Source organism: Caulobacter sp. P1_B12_2, assembly GCF_056406675.1.
In genome coordinates, this window is record NZ_JBFTZS010000038.1 from 1 (window position 1) to 16,877 (window position 16,877).

The 16,877-nt window shown below is 65.5% G+C and carries 6 protein-coding genes; 4 read left to right on the plus strand and 2 right to left on the minus strand.

The features are described 5' to 3' along the window. Positions 1-421: 421 nt before the first annotated feature. Both AC1DZ6_RS04245 and nusG read right to left on the minus strand, forming a co-directional pair. A complete protein-coding gene (locus AC1DZ6_RS04245; protein ID WP_477095946.1) occupies positions 422-1,051 on the minus strand; it encodes a hypothetical protein in 630 nt (209 codons plus the stop codon). A gap of 145 nt (positions 1,052-1,196) precedes the next feature. Next, on the minus strand, positions 1,197-1,547 hold the full coding sequence (gene nusG / locus AC1DZ6_RS04250; protein WP_477095947.1) for a transcription termination/antitermination protein NusG: 351 nt from the start codon (positions 1,545-1,547) through the stop codon (positions 1,197-1,199). A 253-nt stretch (positions 1,548-1,800) separates the two neighbouring features. Here nusG and AC1DZ6_RS04255 point away from each other — a divergent pair, with 253 nt between their 5' ends. The 4 genes from AC1DZ6_RS04255 to AC1DZ6_RS04270 all read left to right on the plus strand — a co-directional run. After that, a complete protein-coding gene (locus AC1DZ6_RS04255) occupies positions 1,801-3,948 on the plus strand; it encodes a type I secretion system permease/ATPase (RefSeq protein WP_477095948.1) in 2,148 nt (715 codons plus the stop codon). Further along, positions 3,945-5,363 (plus strand): HlyD family type I secretion periplasmic adaptor subunit, encoded by a 1,419-nt coding sequence (locus AC1DZ6_RS04260; protein WP_477095949.1) that lies wholly within the window; start codon positions 3,945-3,947, stop codon positions 5,361-5,363. The genes AC1DZ6_RS04255 and AC1DZ6_RS04260 overlap by 4 nt, the downstream gene beginning before the upstream one ends. Positions 5,364-5,466: 103 nt before the next feature. After that, positions 5,467-6,366, plus strand: coding sequence for a hypothetical protein (locus AC1DZ6_RS04265; RefSeq protein WP_477095950.1), 900 nt, complete (start codon positions 5,467-5,469; stop codon positions 6,364-6,366). A 1,238-nt stretch (positions 6,367-7,604) separates the two neighbouring features. Next, positions 7,605-16,877 (plus strand): Ig-like domain-containing protein (locus AC1DZ6_RS04270; RefSeq protein ID WP_477095951.1); only part of this gene is annotated, 9,273 nt, incomplete at its 3' end.

Here is a 16,877-nt window from a genome sequence, read left to right on the forward strand (position 1 = left end):
GACGCGCCGAGTTGAGGTGCTGATGCTCCTCGTTGACCAGGTCGGCGTCGGGATCGATGAACGTCGCCCGGGCCCAGGCCTCAAGCTCGGAACTGGGCAGAAACGTCGGCCCCCCACCTTCGAGCATCTCAAGGGGCGGCATCGGTCGCAGCATCGTGACCTCGCTCTCACGTCTCTACGCCAGCCCTTGCCGAGGCGCCGTACATGGGTTGAGACTGAAGTGCGGGCACGCGCCCACGAAAGAGGTGTCAGGGACCGTTCTCCGGTCCTCTACACCCTGGGATCGTCGTGCCCGCTGGGGGCAGTCTTTCCTAGCCGACGGTCGCCCCGACTCCCGACATATACCGACGGTGAGTCATTGATATAGGTCGTGGGGCGATACGGCCTCAATAGCAACCAGCTAATGGAGAAATTCTACGAACTAAGCTGGCAACATGTGGATGGAGCTCACCCATTCGTGCGCCAGAGATATCGCTAGTATGACAGTGAATAAGATCCCCGTTTCCGCCAAGCGGCGTGGTGCGAGCAAGGGGAGGATAAACACACAAAGTACCGTTGCGATGTATATGGGATTGCGCTCATCTTCAATCATGGCAATGCATAGAACGATATTCCCCAGAGCAGGCGCTAATATTGAGATAATTCTATTGCGAATAGTCAACCAGTTGATCATGGCTACAATCGCGTAAGTGCAAATGGCGAGGAAAGATACTGACGCCCACATAGAGATATTGGAAGTATCGAGTGAAGCTCCAATGGTGGCCATAAAAAGAAGGATGCACGAGCCTATGGCAAGTACTTCAATATACCATCGTGGCTGTTCATAATTTTTGCCAAGTCGCGAAGCAATCGCATAGGCAACAAAAGGTAGGAAAAATAGCAAAGTAGCTAGGGTGTCGGGCGTCAAATCGAGCGGGATTGATAGTGGTTTAACGAAAGTTGCAACTTTCTCGCGGATCGGCTCCCAGCATTTGACCAACCAAGTTGCCCAAGTACCGATATCGTCGAGGCCCGCAAGAGCGGAGAGCGTGGTTGGGAGCAAGACTGCCAAGCGCGCAAGTCGGGAATGATATAACATCGAAGCCCAAGGCGGGATTGAACTCTCGATCTTCTCCCAAGTCACCAATGTTGCCCCCAAAGCGTTGGTAGGGGGCCACCGTTGCGTGCTGCGCTCGAAAAGCCAAGTGAAGGTTGATCTACGCCGCGTACAAATCGGCAGGTTCGATATGCTCCACATTGATCTTCACCGGCTTGACTGATCCGCGCCCATAGACCGCCTGCATGATGAGCGAGGCTCGCCCGTCTCGTGTCGCCTTGGCGATGGTCGCCGTAAGGCCCTTGAACGGTCCCTTGGTGATCTTGACCTTCTGGCCAGCCGTGTAGTTCGGCACGCCGCGGGGCGTGAAGTCGAACGCGCCAGCCTCCTCCGCTTCCTTCACGGTGCTGATGAAGCCATCGGCGATCGGATAGGCCCGGCCGGAGATCCCGATCAGCGACGCGATGCCCTCGACGTCCCGCAGCTTGTGCATGTCGACGATGGCGGGCACGCATTCTCATCACGTGGTGCTGCCAGATCGCATTTGGTCAGACGCCAACCAACTTCCTCAAGCCGGATCGCGATCAGCGCGACATTCGAGGTTGCAGGGGTTCAGGTTAAAATTGCAGTTGCAACTCTACCGTCAAGCTGCCACATCTACCCGTGGTTGTGTGGGGCGCGGCGGTGTTTGGGGGTAGGGGCTTTTTGGATTTCGCCACGCTGGCGCGACGTGTCTCGCATGTCGTGCGCGGCGGTCGCTGAGCGTGGACCACGATTTCCCTGAGACACCATTCGACTCGGGCCTGGCAAGCTTCGTGTTGCTCGCCAGGTTCCTGCAAGTGCCGGTCGACGCCGACCAGGTCCGCCACGAGCGGGGCCGGGCCGGCGCGCTGTTCTCGTTCGAGGATCTGGTCAGGACCGCCCTGCGTCTGAACCTCGTCGCACGCACGAAAAAGGCTCGCGGCGACGAGCTTGCCAAGCTGCCCTTGCCGGCCCTGATCGGCCTGGGTGACGAGGTCGCCATACTGCTGCGGATCGAGGGCGCCGGGGCCGGTGGCCGGGTGTTGATCCAGCGTCCCGCGGCGGCCTCGCCCGAAGTGATCGAAGCCGACGCTTTCGTCGCGGTCTTCGACGGCCGCGTCCTGCTGATGACCACCCGAGAGCGCATCGCCGGGTCCAGCCGACGCTTCGACATCAGCTGGTTCATCCCGGCGCTGGTCAAGTACCGCAAGCCGTTGCGAGACGTGCTGGTCGGCTCGTTCTTCCTACAGCTGATGGGCCTGGTCTCGCCGATCTTCTTCCAACTGGTGATCGACAAGGTGCTGGTCCACCACAGCATGTCGACGCTGGACGTCCTGGTGATCGGCCTTTCGGTGGTGATGATCTGGGAGACGCTGCTCTCGGGCCTGCGCAACTGGCTGTTCGCCCACAGCACCAACCGGGTCGACGCCGAGCTGTCGGCGCGGATGTTCCGCCATCTGCTGCAGTTGCCGCTGTCCTATTTCGAGGCCCGCCGGGTCGGCGACAGCGTCGCCCGGGTGCGTGAACTGGAGCGCATCCGCGAGTTCCTGACCTCGAACGCGGTCACCGTCGTCATCGACCTGTTCTTCACCGTCGTCTTCTTCGCGGTGATGTACGTCTACAGCCCGAAGCTGACCTTGGTCGTCGTGCTTTCGATCCCGATCTACGTGCTGATATCGGTGCTGATCACCCCGCCGATCCGCGCGCTGCTCGACGAGAAGTTCGCGCGCGGCGCCGAGAACCAGGCCTTCCTGGTCGAGGCCGTGACCGGCATCGGCACGCTCAAGGCCATGGCGGTCGAGCCCCGCATGCGCGACCAGTGGGAACGGCAGTTCGCCGGCTACACCCAGGTCGGCTTCCAGGTGACCAAGCTGGCCAACTGGGGCAACCACCTGATCCAGATCGTCTCCAAGCTGACGACGGTCGCGATCCTGTATTTCGGCGCCAAGGCGGTGATCGCCGGCGACCTGACGGTGGGCTCGCTGGTGGCCTTCAACATGCTGTCGGGCCGGGTGGCCGCGCCGATCCTGCGCCTGTCGCAGTTGTGGCAGGACTTCCAGCAGGTGCGGATCTCGGTGGACCGGCTGGGCGATGTGCTGAACGCCGAGGCCGAGCCGGAGCACAATCCGGCCCGGGCCGCCCTGCCGCCGATCAAGGGCGCGGTCACGTTCGACAAGGTCCGCTTTCGCTATCGCCCCGACGCGGCCGAGGCCTTGCGCGGCGTCAGCCTGCGCATCGCGCCCGGCGAGGTGCTCGGCATCGTCGGCCCCTCGGGATCCGGCAAGTCGACCCTCACCAAGCTGGTGCAGCGGCTCTACGTGCCTGAGCAGGGCCGGGTGCTGGTCGACGGGGTCGACCTGTCGCTGGTCGATCCTGCCTGGCTGCGCCGGCAGATCGGCGTGGTCCTGCAGGAGAACATCCTGTTCAACCGCTCGGTGCGCGAGAACATCGCCCTGTCCGACCCGACCCTGCCGATGGAGCAGGTGATCGCGGCGGCCGAGATGGCCGGGGCGCACGAGTTTATCCTGGCCCTGTCGCACGGCTACGACACGATCATCGACGAACGCGGGGCCAACCTGTCGGGCGGCCAGCGCCAGCGGATCGCGATCGCCCGGGCCCTGGTCGGCGATCCGCGCATCCTGATCCTTGACGAAGCGACCTCGGCGCTCGACGCCGAAAGCGAGGAGATCATCCAAGCCAACCTCCGCCGCATCGCCGCGGGCCGGACCGTGCTGATCATCGCCCACCGGCTCTCGGCAGTGCGGCAGTGCCACCGGATCATCACGGTCGAGGCCGGCGAGATCACCGAGGAGGGCGACCACCGCACCCTGCTGACCCGCAACGGCCGCTACGCCGACCTGCACCGTCGCCAGATGGGAGAGCCGGCATGACCCTGGCCGAGCGCTTCCCGGGCCTGGCCCGGCATTGGACGGTGCTGCGGACCGCCTGGCGCGAGCAGGACGAGGCGGCGCGCAGCCGGCGGCCCCGGTCCGACGCCGAATTCCTGCCGGCCGCGTTGGAGATCATCGAGACCCCGCCCAGCCCCGGCCTGCGCTACCTGATGCTGATCCTGTGCGGCCTGTTCGCGATCACCCTGGCCTGGTCGACGTTCGGGCGGCTGGACGTCGTCGCGGTGGCCCCGGGCAAGGTGATCCCGATCGCCAACGTCAAGCTGATCCAGCCGCTGGAGATCGGCGTGGTGCGGGCGATCCACGTCCGGGACGGCCAGCACGTGCAGGCCGGCCAACTGCTGGTCGAGCTCGATCCGACCATGACCGGCGCCGACGAGGCGCAAGCCAGCCGCGGCCTGCAGGCGGCGATGATCGCCCAGGCGCGCAGCCAGGCGATCATCGCCTATCTGGACGGACGCCCCAGCCGCTTCGCGCCGCCCCCCGGGATTTCTCCGGACGTCGCGGCGGTCCAGGTCCAGTTCGTCGGGAGCCAGATCGCCGAATACGCGGCCAAGCGCGGTGAACTGATCGAGGCCCGCGCCCAGCACGCCGAGGAGCTGGCCACCGCCCTGACCGAGACCGCCAAGCTGCGCGAAACCCTGCCGCTGGTCGATCAGCAGTTGGACGCGCGCCGCCAACTGCTGGAAAAGGGCTATTTCTCGCGGCTCAAGATGCTCGAGTACGAGCAGCTGCGCATCGAGCACGTCAAGAACATCGACATCCAGATGTCGAACGCGGCCAAGGCTCGGGCCGCGGTCGCTGCGATCGAAAACCAGCTGATGGAGCTGCGCCAGGCGCTGCTCAAGGGCGCCGCGTCAGACCTGGCCGAGGCCGGCGACAACGCCTCCCTGCGGACCGAAGAGCTTCGCAAGTCGACCCAGCGCAAGACCTTCCAGGCCCTGCGCGCCCCGGTCTCCGGCACGGTCCAGCAGCTTGCGGTCCACACGATCGGCGGCGTCGTCCAGCCAGCCCAGGCGCTGATCGTCATCGTGCCCGACGGCAGCGACTACGAGGTCGAGGCGCACATCCTCAACAAGGACATCGGCTTCATCCGCGAAGGTCAACCTGTGCGAGTAAAGCTTGAAGCATTCCCGTTTACCGAGTATGGCTTAATACAGGGGGAAGTGCGATCCGTGACGCGTGACGCCATACAAGACGAGAAGCTTGGCCTTGTCTACGCCACGCGCATAAGATTGGCCTGCGCGGCCGGTCGCGCGGAGGCTGCGCCGCTCTGCGCGCGCGTCGGGGCCGGCATGGCGGTTCAGGCCGAGGTCCGCACCGGGTCGCGACGGATCCTGCAATACCTGCTCAGCCCGATCTCGAAATCCCTGGACGAAGCGGGGCGCGAGCGATGAGAATCCTCCAGCCGCCGCCCTCCCGCCGTCGCCCGCCGACACCCCTCCGCGCATCGGGAGGGCAAGCGGGATGAGCCGTCGCGAGGGCCGACCGCTGAAGACCTTGGGCGCCGCCGTCGCGGGCCTCCTGCTTTGCGTTCTGCTCTCGTCGTGCGCGGCGAGCCAGGTCTTCGGCGTCGATCTGACCGCCCCGTCCACGTCCGAAGAGGTCAAGGTCCTGGCGCGGAAGGCCCAGGGCGGCGACAAGCTGGCCCAGCTGGAACTGGGCAAGCGGTTCGAGGCGGGGAGCGGGGTTCCCAAGGACCTCGCCCGCGCCGCCAAGCTCTACGCCGCCGCGGCCGCGCCCATCGACGGCGCTTCGATCCGAACCCTCTACACGCCCAACGGCGGCGTCTCGACCACGGTGCTCAACGGCGGCGGCGGCGCTGGCGGCGGGCTGCCCTACGCTGCGGTGCGGGGATGCGCGCTGGCGAGCGGGGGCGCCGCCAAGGCGTCTTGCGACGCTATGGCTGGCGTGGGCGAACTGCTGATCTTCGCCAGTTACGATATGAATTTCCGGGGCTGCGCCGACGAGAGCGGCTTCTCGACATGGAAGCCCAATCCCCTGCGCGAGGTCCGGAACTGTCTGGCTGACAAGGCCCAGGCGGTCGGCTGCGACGCCGCTCTCTCGCGGTCTCTGCAGCGAGCCGAGGATGTGTCGGCCGTGGATCCCAATTTGGTCGGCCTGGGCGTCGCCGCGCGAAATTTACGCGCATTCTGCGGGATTCCAGCGAGCTCGGCCGCTGAGAGAAGGCAGGCTGGGGGCGCTGACGATGCGCTGACGCCCATCGACGCCTTGATCGAGGCTGAGCATGGACGATGGCGCAGGCACTACGAACGCTACGACGCGGAAGTCTTCATGGTTCTGATGTGCAAGCAGACACGTCCTGATGTCCGCCCGAACCTGTCGGATTTGGAAAAGGCCATGTGCGCCGTTGTGTTATCGAGAGGGGACAGGTCATGAGCGGTAGCCGAGCAGCGGATAGCACTCCGAGCACTCCCATCGTCAGCACTCCGGCGGCTGTGGGACCTGGTGTCGTGAACGGCACGGTAAGTACTGGCGGCCTTTTCACATTCAATGCCGTTGGCAATGGATGGGTCATTAATGCCACACAGCGGGATGCTCTCGGCCTACCGAACTTTATCCTTGCCAATGCGTCTCTGTTTTATGTCTCTGCGTTCGAGAAATTGCTCACAACTGGACCCACTGGTCCGGGAACGTTCAGGGCATTTGTATCATTGGCTGGCATCAAGCAAACAGAAATCCGGATACACGATCCGGACTCTGATGACCCAAATAAATACATTTTCGATCCAGTTGTAAAAACTAATGAAACGGGACCCAATGTGGGTACAACCGTACTTCTGGATTTTCGGCAAAATGCTGAAAGCATCGGCGGAACGCTTAATCCAAATGCAACAGATAAAGCCGTCCTTGTTCGAGGTGGAGATGCGTTCGGATTTGATGAGGTCTTTCGGGACTCCGACCTGGCAATTCCAACCGATCAGAGATTCGATAAAGATCCGGAAAGTTATGCGGACGCCTCTATAACGCTAAATGTCCTTGAGCCGGCGAGTCTTAATAGAAATGAGAGAAGGCTGTACGTTATTGATGGCGCGCAGCCCGTGGCGAATGACGCCAATGGATACCCATATTACTCAAAAATGGACTTAAATGATAGATATTATGTTGAGCAATTAGGAGTAGTTAGCCGGGAGGCCTATCTCCAGCTCACCATGATACATGAAACATCTATGCATGCCGGGATAAACGAACATGACAGCCCGTCGGGAAATTCACTATCGGGTCATGCTGATGTTTATAAGAGACTGTTGAACAGCAGTCCAACTTCGACGGATTTCCATCTAACCGTAGATGATGTCCTAGCCGATCCCGTAGAAAGAAGGACCTTCGAAGAGGGAAAGCAAAGAGGCCTAATTATAAGTGATAATGAATATCGAAATTACTTGGATAAGAGGCTTGGCGCATATCAACAGAAAGTTGATAAATTTATTGCCGAACACGGCATAACAAATATAGGCGAATTCATTGATGCGGAGAGGAGGAAATTATTCTCTCCTCCGAGCGAGCGGCTGGAAGTTCGCAAGGATGAATCTACAGGACATCCATATGTCGTCCTGAAGTTGTTTGGAGACGGCGTCAACGCCGGCCTAACGGTCCTCGACGGCGCCCAACTTGGGATGGCGCTGGGAAGCGTTCTCGGCAAGCGCCTCAGCGACGATCCGTTCGAGCAGGTGGTCCTCTCGGGCACGCTGAGCACGGTGCTGGGGGCCGTCGGCGAATATATCGACGTCAACCTGCTGCACGGAACGCCCTCGACCGAAATCCTGGCGCACGGGTTCGAGGGTTTCGGTACGGCCCTGTTCCAGAGCATCAAAGGCGCCGGCGTCGGCGCGCTGTCGTCCTATCTGACGGCCGAGCTGATCCAGGCCAGCGGCCTGGAGGGCCTGCCCGCCGAGGTCGCCAATTCGGTCGGCGGCGCCGTGGTCAGCAAGATTCTCACCAATTTGTCGTCGGCTTCGACGGCTGGCAATCCGTTGCAGGGCGTCAACGCCTCCCTGTTCGTCAATGCAATCGGCTCGTACATCGGCTCCAAGTTGGCGGCCGAGATCAAGACCTTCGACACCGTCGGCGGCCAGATCGGCGCCGCGGTCGGCGGCATCTATGCCGGGTTCGCCTCCACCGTGGCCTTGGCGGCCGCCAACGGTCTTGCGGTGGGCGCCGCCTCGATGTCGGCGATCGTGTCCAATGCGGCCGCCTTCGCGGCCGCCAACCCGGTGGTCGCCGTCGCCATCGTCGTCGCCATCGTGCTGGTCGACACCCTGCTGGGCGGCCTCATCGGTTCGATCTTCGGCGGCACGCCAAGGTCCGGGGCCGACGCGACCTGGGACGAGGCCAAGGGCGAGTTCGTCGTCGCCAACGTCTATTCGAAGAAGGGTGGCTCCAAGGACGCGGCCCAGCAGTTGGCCAGCGCGGTTTCCGGCAATCTCAACGCGGTGCTGAACGTCGTCGACGGCACGCTGCTGGACCCGACCCAGGTGCAGGCCGGCAACTATGGCATGCGCAAGACGGACTACGTCTATCGCCCCACCTCCACGACCGACAAAGACGCGATCACCGCCCGGTTCTCGGGCGCGGGCGGGGCCGAAAAGCTGGTGGCGCACGGCACCTATCTGGCGCTGGCCGACATGCTGGGCCAGTTGGCGGGCGGCGACGCCTATGTGAAGCGCGCGGCCCTGGGTTCGCTGCTCAACGCCGGGGGGAACGCCAGCAGCAACGCGGCGGGCGCTGCGGGCCAGTTCGACATGACCACCCTGCTGGGCGACGTCAGCGTGGCGCGTGAGTACGAAAAGTACCTGCAAAACACGATGACCATCAAAGCCCTGATAGACGCGGCGCCGCAGAGCACCTTCGCGGCGGGGTGGTTCGTGACCCTGCAGCGAGCGAGCGAGCTTGGCGTCACCCGCCGTGCGGCGACCGATTGGACTGGCGGCTACACCAGCTTCCTGGACGAGATCGTCGATGGCAAGATCAACAGCAATGCGCTGGCCGCTGGCCGGCTGGGCATGGAGATCGACGACGGCGCGGGGCTGCGCGTCTGGAGCATCCTGGACGACGACGGCGAACCGGGCGTCAGCACGCGGGACCTGATCGAGGCCAATGCCAACACCCTGATCGAAGGCGGCGCCGGCAACGACCAGATCCGTCTGGCCGGCGATCAACTGTTGGCGACCAGCGGCGGCGTCAACGCCGGCCTGACCGTCAACGGCGTGGCGTTCGACGGCGTTGCGCGGACCATCGACGTGGCCGCCACCGTCTATGCCGGCGCCGGCGACGATAACCTCCAGGCGTCCGATCGCGGCGACAACCTGTTCGGCGAGGACGGCAATGACACCCTCTATGGCGGTCGTCTGGACGACTGGCTGATCGGCGGGGCCGGCAATGACATCCTCGACGCCGGCGGGGTCAACGCCGGCGCCCTGGGCGGCGACGGCAACTATCTCGAGGGCGGGATCGGCAACGACATCCTGCGCGGCCGCGAAGGGTCCGATTGGCTGGAGGGCGGCGACGGCGTCGACCAACTGACCGGCGGGGCCGGCGACGACATTCTAGCCGGCGGGGCTGGGGCGGGCGATAGCCTGCTGGGCGGCGGCGGCGCCGATCAGTATCTGGTCCGCCGGGGCGACGGGGCCGATCTGGCCGAGGAAACGGTTTCGGACGGCTTCGGCGCGACCGGCGACGCCATCGCCGCCCGCATGTCCGCCATCGAGGCCTGGAAGCTGAATCCGTTGCAGGCGGGCGCCATCCGTCCGGACTGGCTTGGAAGGTCGGCGGGGGTCACGCAGGGCCAGGTCAACGGCGGCGAGGACGCCCTGGTGTTCGGCCTGGGCATCGAGATCGGCGACATCCGGCTGCAGCGCTCGGGAACCTCGGGCGCGCCGGGCAACGACCTGATCGTGGTCGTCACCCAGATCTTCAATGGCGTGGAGGTCGATTCCGGCACCCAGCTGACGGTCAAGGACTGGTTCTCCAACCCGTTCAAGCGCGTGGAATGGCTGAAGTTCGTCGACGGCACCGAGGTGCGCATCGGCGACATCACCAGCTTCGTGCTGGGCGGCGCCGGCAACGACGTGCTGGTCGGCACGGCTGGCAACGACTTCGTCTATGGCGGCGCGGGCAACGACCGCTTGTTCCTGCTGGCCGGCGACGACATCGGCAACGGCGGGACCGGCGACGACTTCGTGGCCGGTGACGCGGGGCGCGACTTGGTGGTCGGCGGCCTCGGCGCCGACAAACTCATGGGCGGCAAGGGCGCGGACGCGATCACCGGCGACGCCGGGGCCGACGACCTCTACGGCGGCGACGACAACGACATCCTGTCGGGCGGCCGCGGCGACGGCGACCTGGTGGTCGGCGGGGCGGGCGACGACCGCTTCAAGTTCGCGCGCGGCGACGGCCGCGACACGATCATGGACGACTTCGCCGCCAGCGGCTGGTCGACCGTCTGGGCGAACGGCGCCTGGGGCGCCGGCTACAGCTATGATTCCGTCAGCGGTCAGGTGACCGGACCCGGCGGCGAGATCGTCCGCCAGAACCTGGGCACCCAGACCCAGCCCGACCTGCAGTGGCTGGGACGCTTCGACTACGACGCCGCGACCAGCACCCTCAGGCACTACACAGCGCCGGCCTCGGGCGTGATCGCCGCCAACAGCGGCATCGACACCCTGGAGTTCGCGCCCAACATCCGGATCCAGGACGTGGTGCTGCGTCGGGTGGGCGACGACCTGCAGATGGTGGTGTCGAACGACGAGGCCGAGGTCCCCGACAGCACGACCGTCACCGACAGCGTGACGATCAAGAACTGGTTTTCAACCGCTGCCAACGGCGCGGCCTTGGCCGGCCAGATCGAGAAGATCGCCTTCTACCAGACCGGCGTGCTCGACGTGGCGGCCGGTCGGATGAACCTGATCGTCGGCAGCGACGGGGTGGACGGCAGCCCCTTCCGGGGGCCGCTGGCGGGCACGGCGATCGCCGACTGGATCACCGGCGGCACGGGTAACGACGGCATCGCCGCTGGCGGAGGCGACGACATCGTGTCGGGCGGCGTCGGGAGCGACAACCTGCGGGGCGAAACCGGGAGCGACGTCCTCTACGGCGGGGTCGGCAACGATATCCTCGACGGCGGCCAGGGGCGCGACATCCTGGCCGGCGGCGCTGGGTTCGACACGGCGAGCTATGCTTCGGCCTTCGCGGGCGTGCGGGTGCACTTGTCGGCGACCTTCGCCAACAGCGGCGACGCCGAGGGCGACGAGTATTCCGGGATCGAGGCTCTGGAAGGCAGCGGCGGGGCCGACGTGCTGGGCGGCGACGCCGGCCAGACCGAACTCGACGGCGGTAGCGGCGACGACCTGCTGCTCGGCGGCGCCGGCGACGACACCTATCTCTGGAACGGCTGGGCCGGCAACGACGTCATTCACGAAGGCGCGTTCGCGGTCGAGGAGGTTGTGACCCTGGGCGGCGCGCTCGCGGCCGGCTACACGACCACCTGGACCTCGACCGGTGTCGCTGCGCCGGGAGGCGTCTATTGGCGGCTGCAACTGCGCAACGCCGCAAGCGAGCTGGTCTACGACTACGACAAGTTCGTGAAATCCGGGGGAAGCCCCGCCATTCCGACCCCCGCTGAATACGTCCAGTCGGGATGGACGGCCGGCTTTGCCCGCACCAACGGCCAGCAGGTCACGCGCGAACGTTTCGACACCAGCCTGGATGGCGGCGCCGATGTCCTAGAAATCCAGTATACTTCCTTGTCGGAATTGAATTTCACTTGGTCAGGCGACGACCTCTTCATCGCCTATGCGCCGTCCGGGCAGCAGTTGCGCTTGCAGGGCCAGAAGATCGCGGGCAGCCGCGTGGAGCTGCTGCAACTGGACGACGGCCAGGCGGTGTCGCTGACGAACGTGATGGTGGCCAACAGCGGCGCGCAACTGGTAGGGACGGCGGGCGACGATCTGTTGGCGGGCCGGAGCGGCGCGCTCATCGACGATCTGGCGGGAGGCGCCGGCAATGACGCCCTGATCGGCTATGACGGAGACGACCGGCTGTTTGGCGGCGACGGCGACGACATCCTTGAAGGCGGATACGGCGCTGACCTCCTGGACGGCGGCGCCAACACCGCCGTCGGTGACACGGTGCGTTACCTCCGTACGGGCTGGGGCATCGGCCTGGTGATCGATCTCAATTTGACGACCGCCCAGGCCACGGTCGCCGGCGCGGACTCCTCGGGCGATATCCTGATCGGCATCGAGAATGTGATAGGGTACGACGGCGCCGACACCCTGACCGGCAACGCGGGCGCCAATCGGCTTTCGGGCCTGGATGGCAACGACACACTGCGCGGCGGCGGCGGCGATGACGTCCTGTTGGGTGGTCTCGGCTTCGACAAGCTCTATGGCGACGCCGGGAATGACGCTTTGGCCGGCGGGGAGTCCAGCGACCAGCTCTGGGGCGGCGACGGCGATGACCGCCTGGACGGCGACGATGGCAACGACGTCATGTACGGCGAGGCCGGCGACGACAGTTTGACCGGTGGCATTGCAGACGACACGCTCGACGGCGGCGCCGGCAAGGACGTGCTGCTGGGCGGAGAGGGCAACGACACCCTGGTCGGCGGCGACGGCGACGACACGCTCAGCGGCGACGGGGGCATGGACAGCCTGCAAGGCGGCCTGGGCGCGGACGCCTACGTGTTCGGCGAGAAGGCCGGCGCCGACACACTGGTCGACGCCAGCGGCGCCAACACCCTGAACTTCGACAAGTCGGTGTCGTTCGACCGGATCTGGATGGTCCGCGCCGGCGCCGACCTGAAGGTCAGCGTGATCGGCGGCGACACCGTCGTGACCGTCTCGAACTTCTTCGCGGCGACGGGGGCCAGCCTGGTCCGCGCGGTGCAGACCGAGAGCTTCGCGCTCTATCTCGACGACGCTGACACCCTGAACCTGGTGACGGCCATGACGGCGGCGAGCGCCGCCACCCCGACGGCCATGCCCGCCGACATCGCCGCCCTGTTGGCCAAGTACTGGCACGCGGGCGGACATTCGGCGCCGGTCGCGCCGACCGCGCCGCGCGTGGTGAACACCGACGAGGACGTGGCCGTGACCCTCTCGGGCGCCTACGGCGTCATCGACCACGACCGCAGCGCCCTGGTCTACAGCGTCAAGGAAAGCGCCCAGCCGTCGCACGGGGTGATCAGCGCCCTCGACCCGGCGACCGGCGCCCTGACCTATACGCCGACGCTCAACTACAATGGCGCGGACGAGTTCGTGCTGCTGGTCACCGACACCGATGGAACGACGGCCGAGGTCACGGTCCAGGTGGGGGTCCGCCCCGTCAACGACAATCCAGATCCGATCACCGTGGTCGGCGGCGGTTCGCTGAGCATCGCCGAATCGGCGCCGGGCACGACGACCGTCAACGGGTCGATCGTCGGCAAGCTGACCGCGACCGACCCCGAAGGGGACTTCATCACCTTCAGCCTGGCCGACACGGCCGGCGGCCGCTTCTCGATCGATTCGGACGGCACCCTGCACGTTGCCAACGCCGTGCTGCTAGACCGGGAGACCAGCCCCAACCAGCAGGCCGAGATCACCGTCGTCGCCCGAGATCCGTTCGGCGGCCAGCGCACCGACATCGTCAAGGTGGACATCACCAACGTCAACGAGGCGCCCCTGACCCCGACGCCGAACGGCTCGCGCGGCATGGTTTCGGAGGCGTCCACGTCTCCAGTCGCGGCCTCGAACGTCGGCGGCTGGGTGGCGCGTTTTACCCTCGCCGATCCCGACGCCGGCGCGGTCCTGACCGTGCGCCCGGTGACCAACCCCTACGGCCTGTTCAAGGGTGTGGGCGGCGAGATCCAGTTCGCGGTCGAGCCGGACTTCGAGACGCTGGTCGCCGCTGGGCTGACGATCACCACCGACACCGACGGCCTGGGCTATGTGACGGTCAACGGCACGGCCGAAGCCTATGACGGCGAAAAGACGTCAGCCGCGGTCGGCTTCAGCGTCAAGGTTAAGGACACCAACCAGCAGCACAGCCTTACGGCGACGGGTACGGTCGCCTCCATCAATGAGCGGGACAGGGTGGCCCTGGCCACGACCCGGCCGCAGATCAACCTCGCGACCCTGGTGGTCAACGACGGGGGCGACAACGTCACCCAGAAGACGGCGCAGTACAATTACGCCGTCTATGAGAGTGGTTCATCGACCATTAGCACGCGGTTCGCGGTGTCTAGCGGTAAGCTTGTCCTGCTGGCCAACCAGAGCCTGGACTACGAGCTCCAGCAGAGCGTCAGCCTGATCGTGCGGATGACCGACAAGACGAGCAACCCGCTCACGTTCGACCTGCCGTTCACCTTCACCGTCGTCAACCAGACCGACATCACCGAGGGCGGCACGTCGGCCGACACCCTGTACGGCCAGATCAACGCCGATACGATCCGCGGCTTCGAAGGCAACGACACCCTCTATGGCGGCGCCGGCAACGACACTGTGCTGGGTGGCGATGGCAATGATCTAGTTTATGGCGAGTTGGGTAACGACTTTCTGTACGGCGACAACGGCGACGACGTCGTCGACGGCGGCGATGGCAACGACGTGCTCTACGGCGGCATCGGCAATGACCTCCTGTTGGGAGGGATCGGCGTCGACACCTTGAACGGCGAGGGCGGCGACGACAGCGTCCGGGCGGTCGGCACGGACTGGTGGCGGCCGTTCACGACCGCGCGGCTGCTGGGCGGCGACGGCAACGACATCATTAAGGGCGGCGACGGCGAGGACTATATCGACGGCGGCCTCGGGGCCGACGCGATCGACGGCGGGCTGGATTTCGACGGAGTGACCTACGCGACCTCGACCGCCGCGGTCACCGTCAACCTCAAGACCGGACCCGGCGTGGGCGGCAGCGCCGCGGGCGACACCTTCACCGGCGTCGAATACCTCCAGGGCTCGAACTACAACGACACTCTGACCGGGGCGGACGACAACAACGCGATCTATGGCGGGGCGGGGATTGACACGATCTCCGGCGGTCTTGGCGACGACATGCTGTTCGGCGACGACGGCAATGACGTGCTGTCCGGCGACGTTGGCAACGACTATCTGGACGGCGGGGCCGGCAACGACACCCTGCAAGGCGGCGATGGCAACGACACCTATTTCGTCGCTCGCGGCCAGGGCGCCGACCTGATCCGCAGCTTCGATCCGACCGGGGCCGACTTCGACCACCTGACCTTCGACTCCTCGATCCTCTACACCGACATCTGGTTCGACCGCGTCGACGCCGCGGGCGTCGTCAGCGCCACCGGCGCCAACGTCCGGCTGACCATTCTCGGGGCCAGCGGGATCGAGGGCAGCGCCACGATCGAGAACTGGTTCACCGCGCCGGTGGGCGGCCAGCCCGACGCCTATTTCAAGGTCGACCTGATCTCGGACGGCGGCGGGCGGATCACGGTGCCGATCGACGTCGACGCCCTGACCGCGATGATGATGGCCGTGCCAGCCGGCTCGCGCCCCGCCAACCGCGCGGGCCTGCAGACGCTGCGCGACAATGACGCCTCGTTCCGCAACCGGATGGAGGACTACTGGCGACGCCTGACCGCGCCGAAGATCTCGGACGTCACCGACATCGTGACGAACGAGCCGCTCGACGGCGAGGTGCGCGTCATCGATATCCCTATCCGCGCCTGGTACGCCGATCCGGCCAATCCGGCCGTGGTCATCCCGGCCAGCAACATCGACATCGAGATCACCTCGAGCGTCGCCGGCTTCAACAACTACTTCACGATGAGCAACCTCGTCGGACCGGACGCCAACGGCAACCGGTTGATAAGGCTGACCCTGAGCCAGAACCTGTCCACGGCGGGGCTTCCCGGCGGGGCCCTGCCGCTGCAGATGGTCGCGCGCATCCGCGGCACCAACCAGGTCGCGGGCGATCTCAACGGCTTCAATCTCAAGATCAACCCGACGGCCGACACCGCCGTGATCACCGCGGGCAGCACCGGCGGCCAGGCCGGCGTCGCCGTCCCGATCATCCTCACCACCACTGATCCCGACAACGACGGGTCCGAGCAGGTCGACGTCATGATCGCCGGCATGCCGCCGGGCTACAGCTTCGTCAACAGCGCCGGAACCGCCATCGGCGTCGTGCAGGGTTCGGAAGTGCGGCTGACGGCGGCGCAACGCGGCGACGTGCGCCTGCTCACGCCGGCCAACGCCTGGCAGGACGCGATCCTGACCATCACCCCGCTGTCGATCGACGGCGTCTCCACCCGTCGCGGTACGCCCGTCGGACTTCGCGTGGTGGTCAACGGCAAGCCGACCACCGTCAGCCTAGCGGGCTCTGTGGATGAGAACTCGGGTGCTGACGTCTTCGTCGGCACGCTGGCCGGGATCGACCCCGATACGAGCGAGGCCGGGGCCCCGGCCCAGAACCTGACCTATACGCTACTCAACGACGCGGGCGGGCGCTATAAGCTCGACCCGAACAACAGCAGCCGCCTGCTCGTCGCCAACGGCGGCACGACGACGTTCGACTACGAGGCGGCGAACCGCGACGCGCTGCACACCATCACGGTGCAGGCCAGGGACGCCAGCGGAGCGGTCTCTCCCCCCGTGAACCTGGTGGTCACCGTAAATCCCAAGAACGAGAAGCCGAACGCGCCCACGGGCGGCGGTTGGGTGTTCTTCGACGAAACCGGACTGACGGCCAACTCGGCCAACGCTGGCACCGTGCTGTCGACGTTCGGCCTGAGCGATCCAGACGGACCGAACGGGCTGTCCCTGCTGTTCCAAGCCAACCCCGGCGGCTGGTTCAGCATCCAGGGCAACGCGGTCAAGTTCAATTCGGGGCTCAACTTCGACTTCGAATGGGCGAGGTCGGTCGGCTACGGAATCTACGAC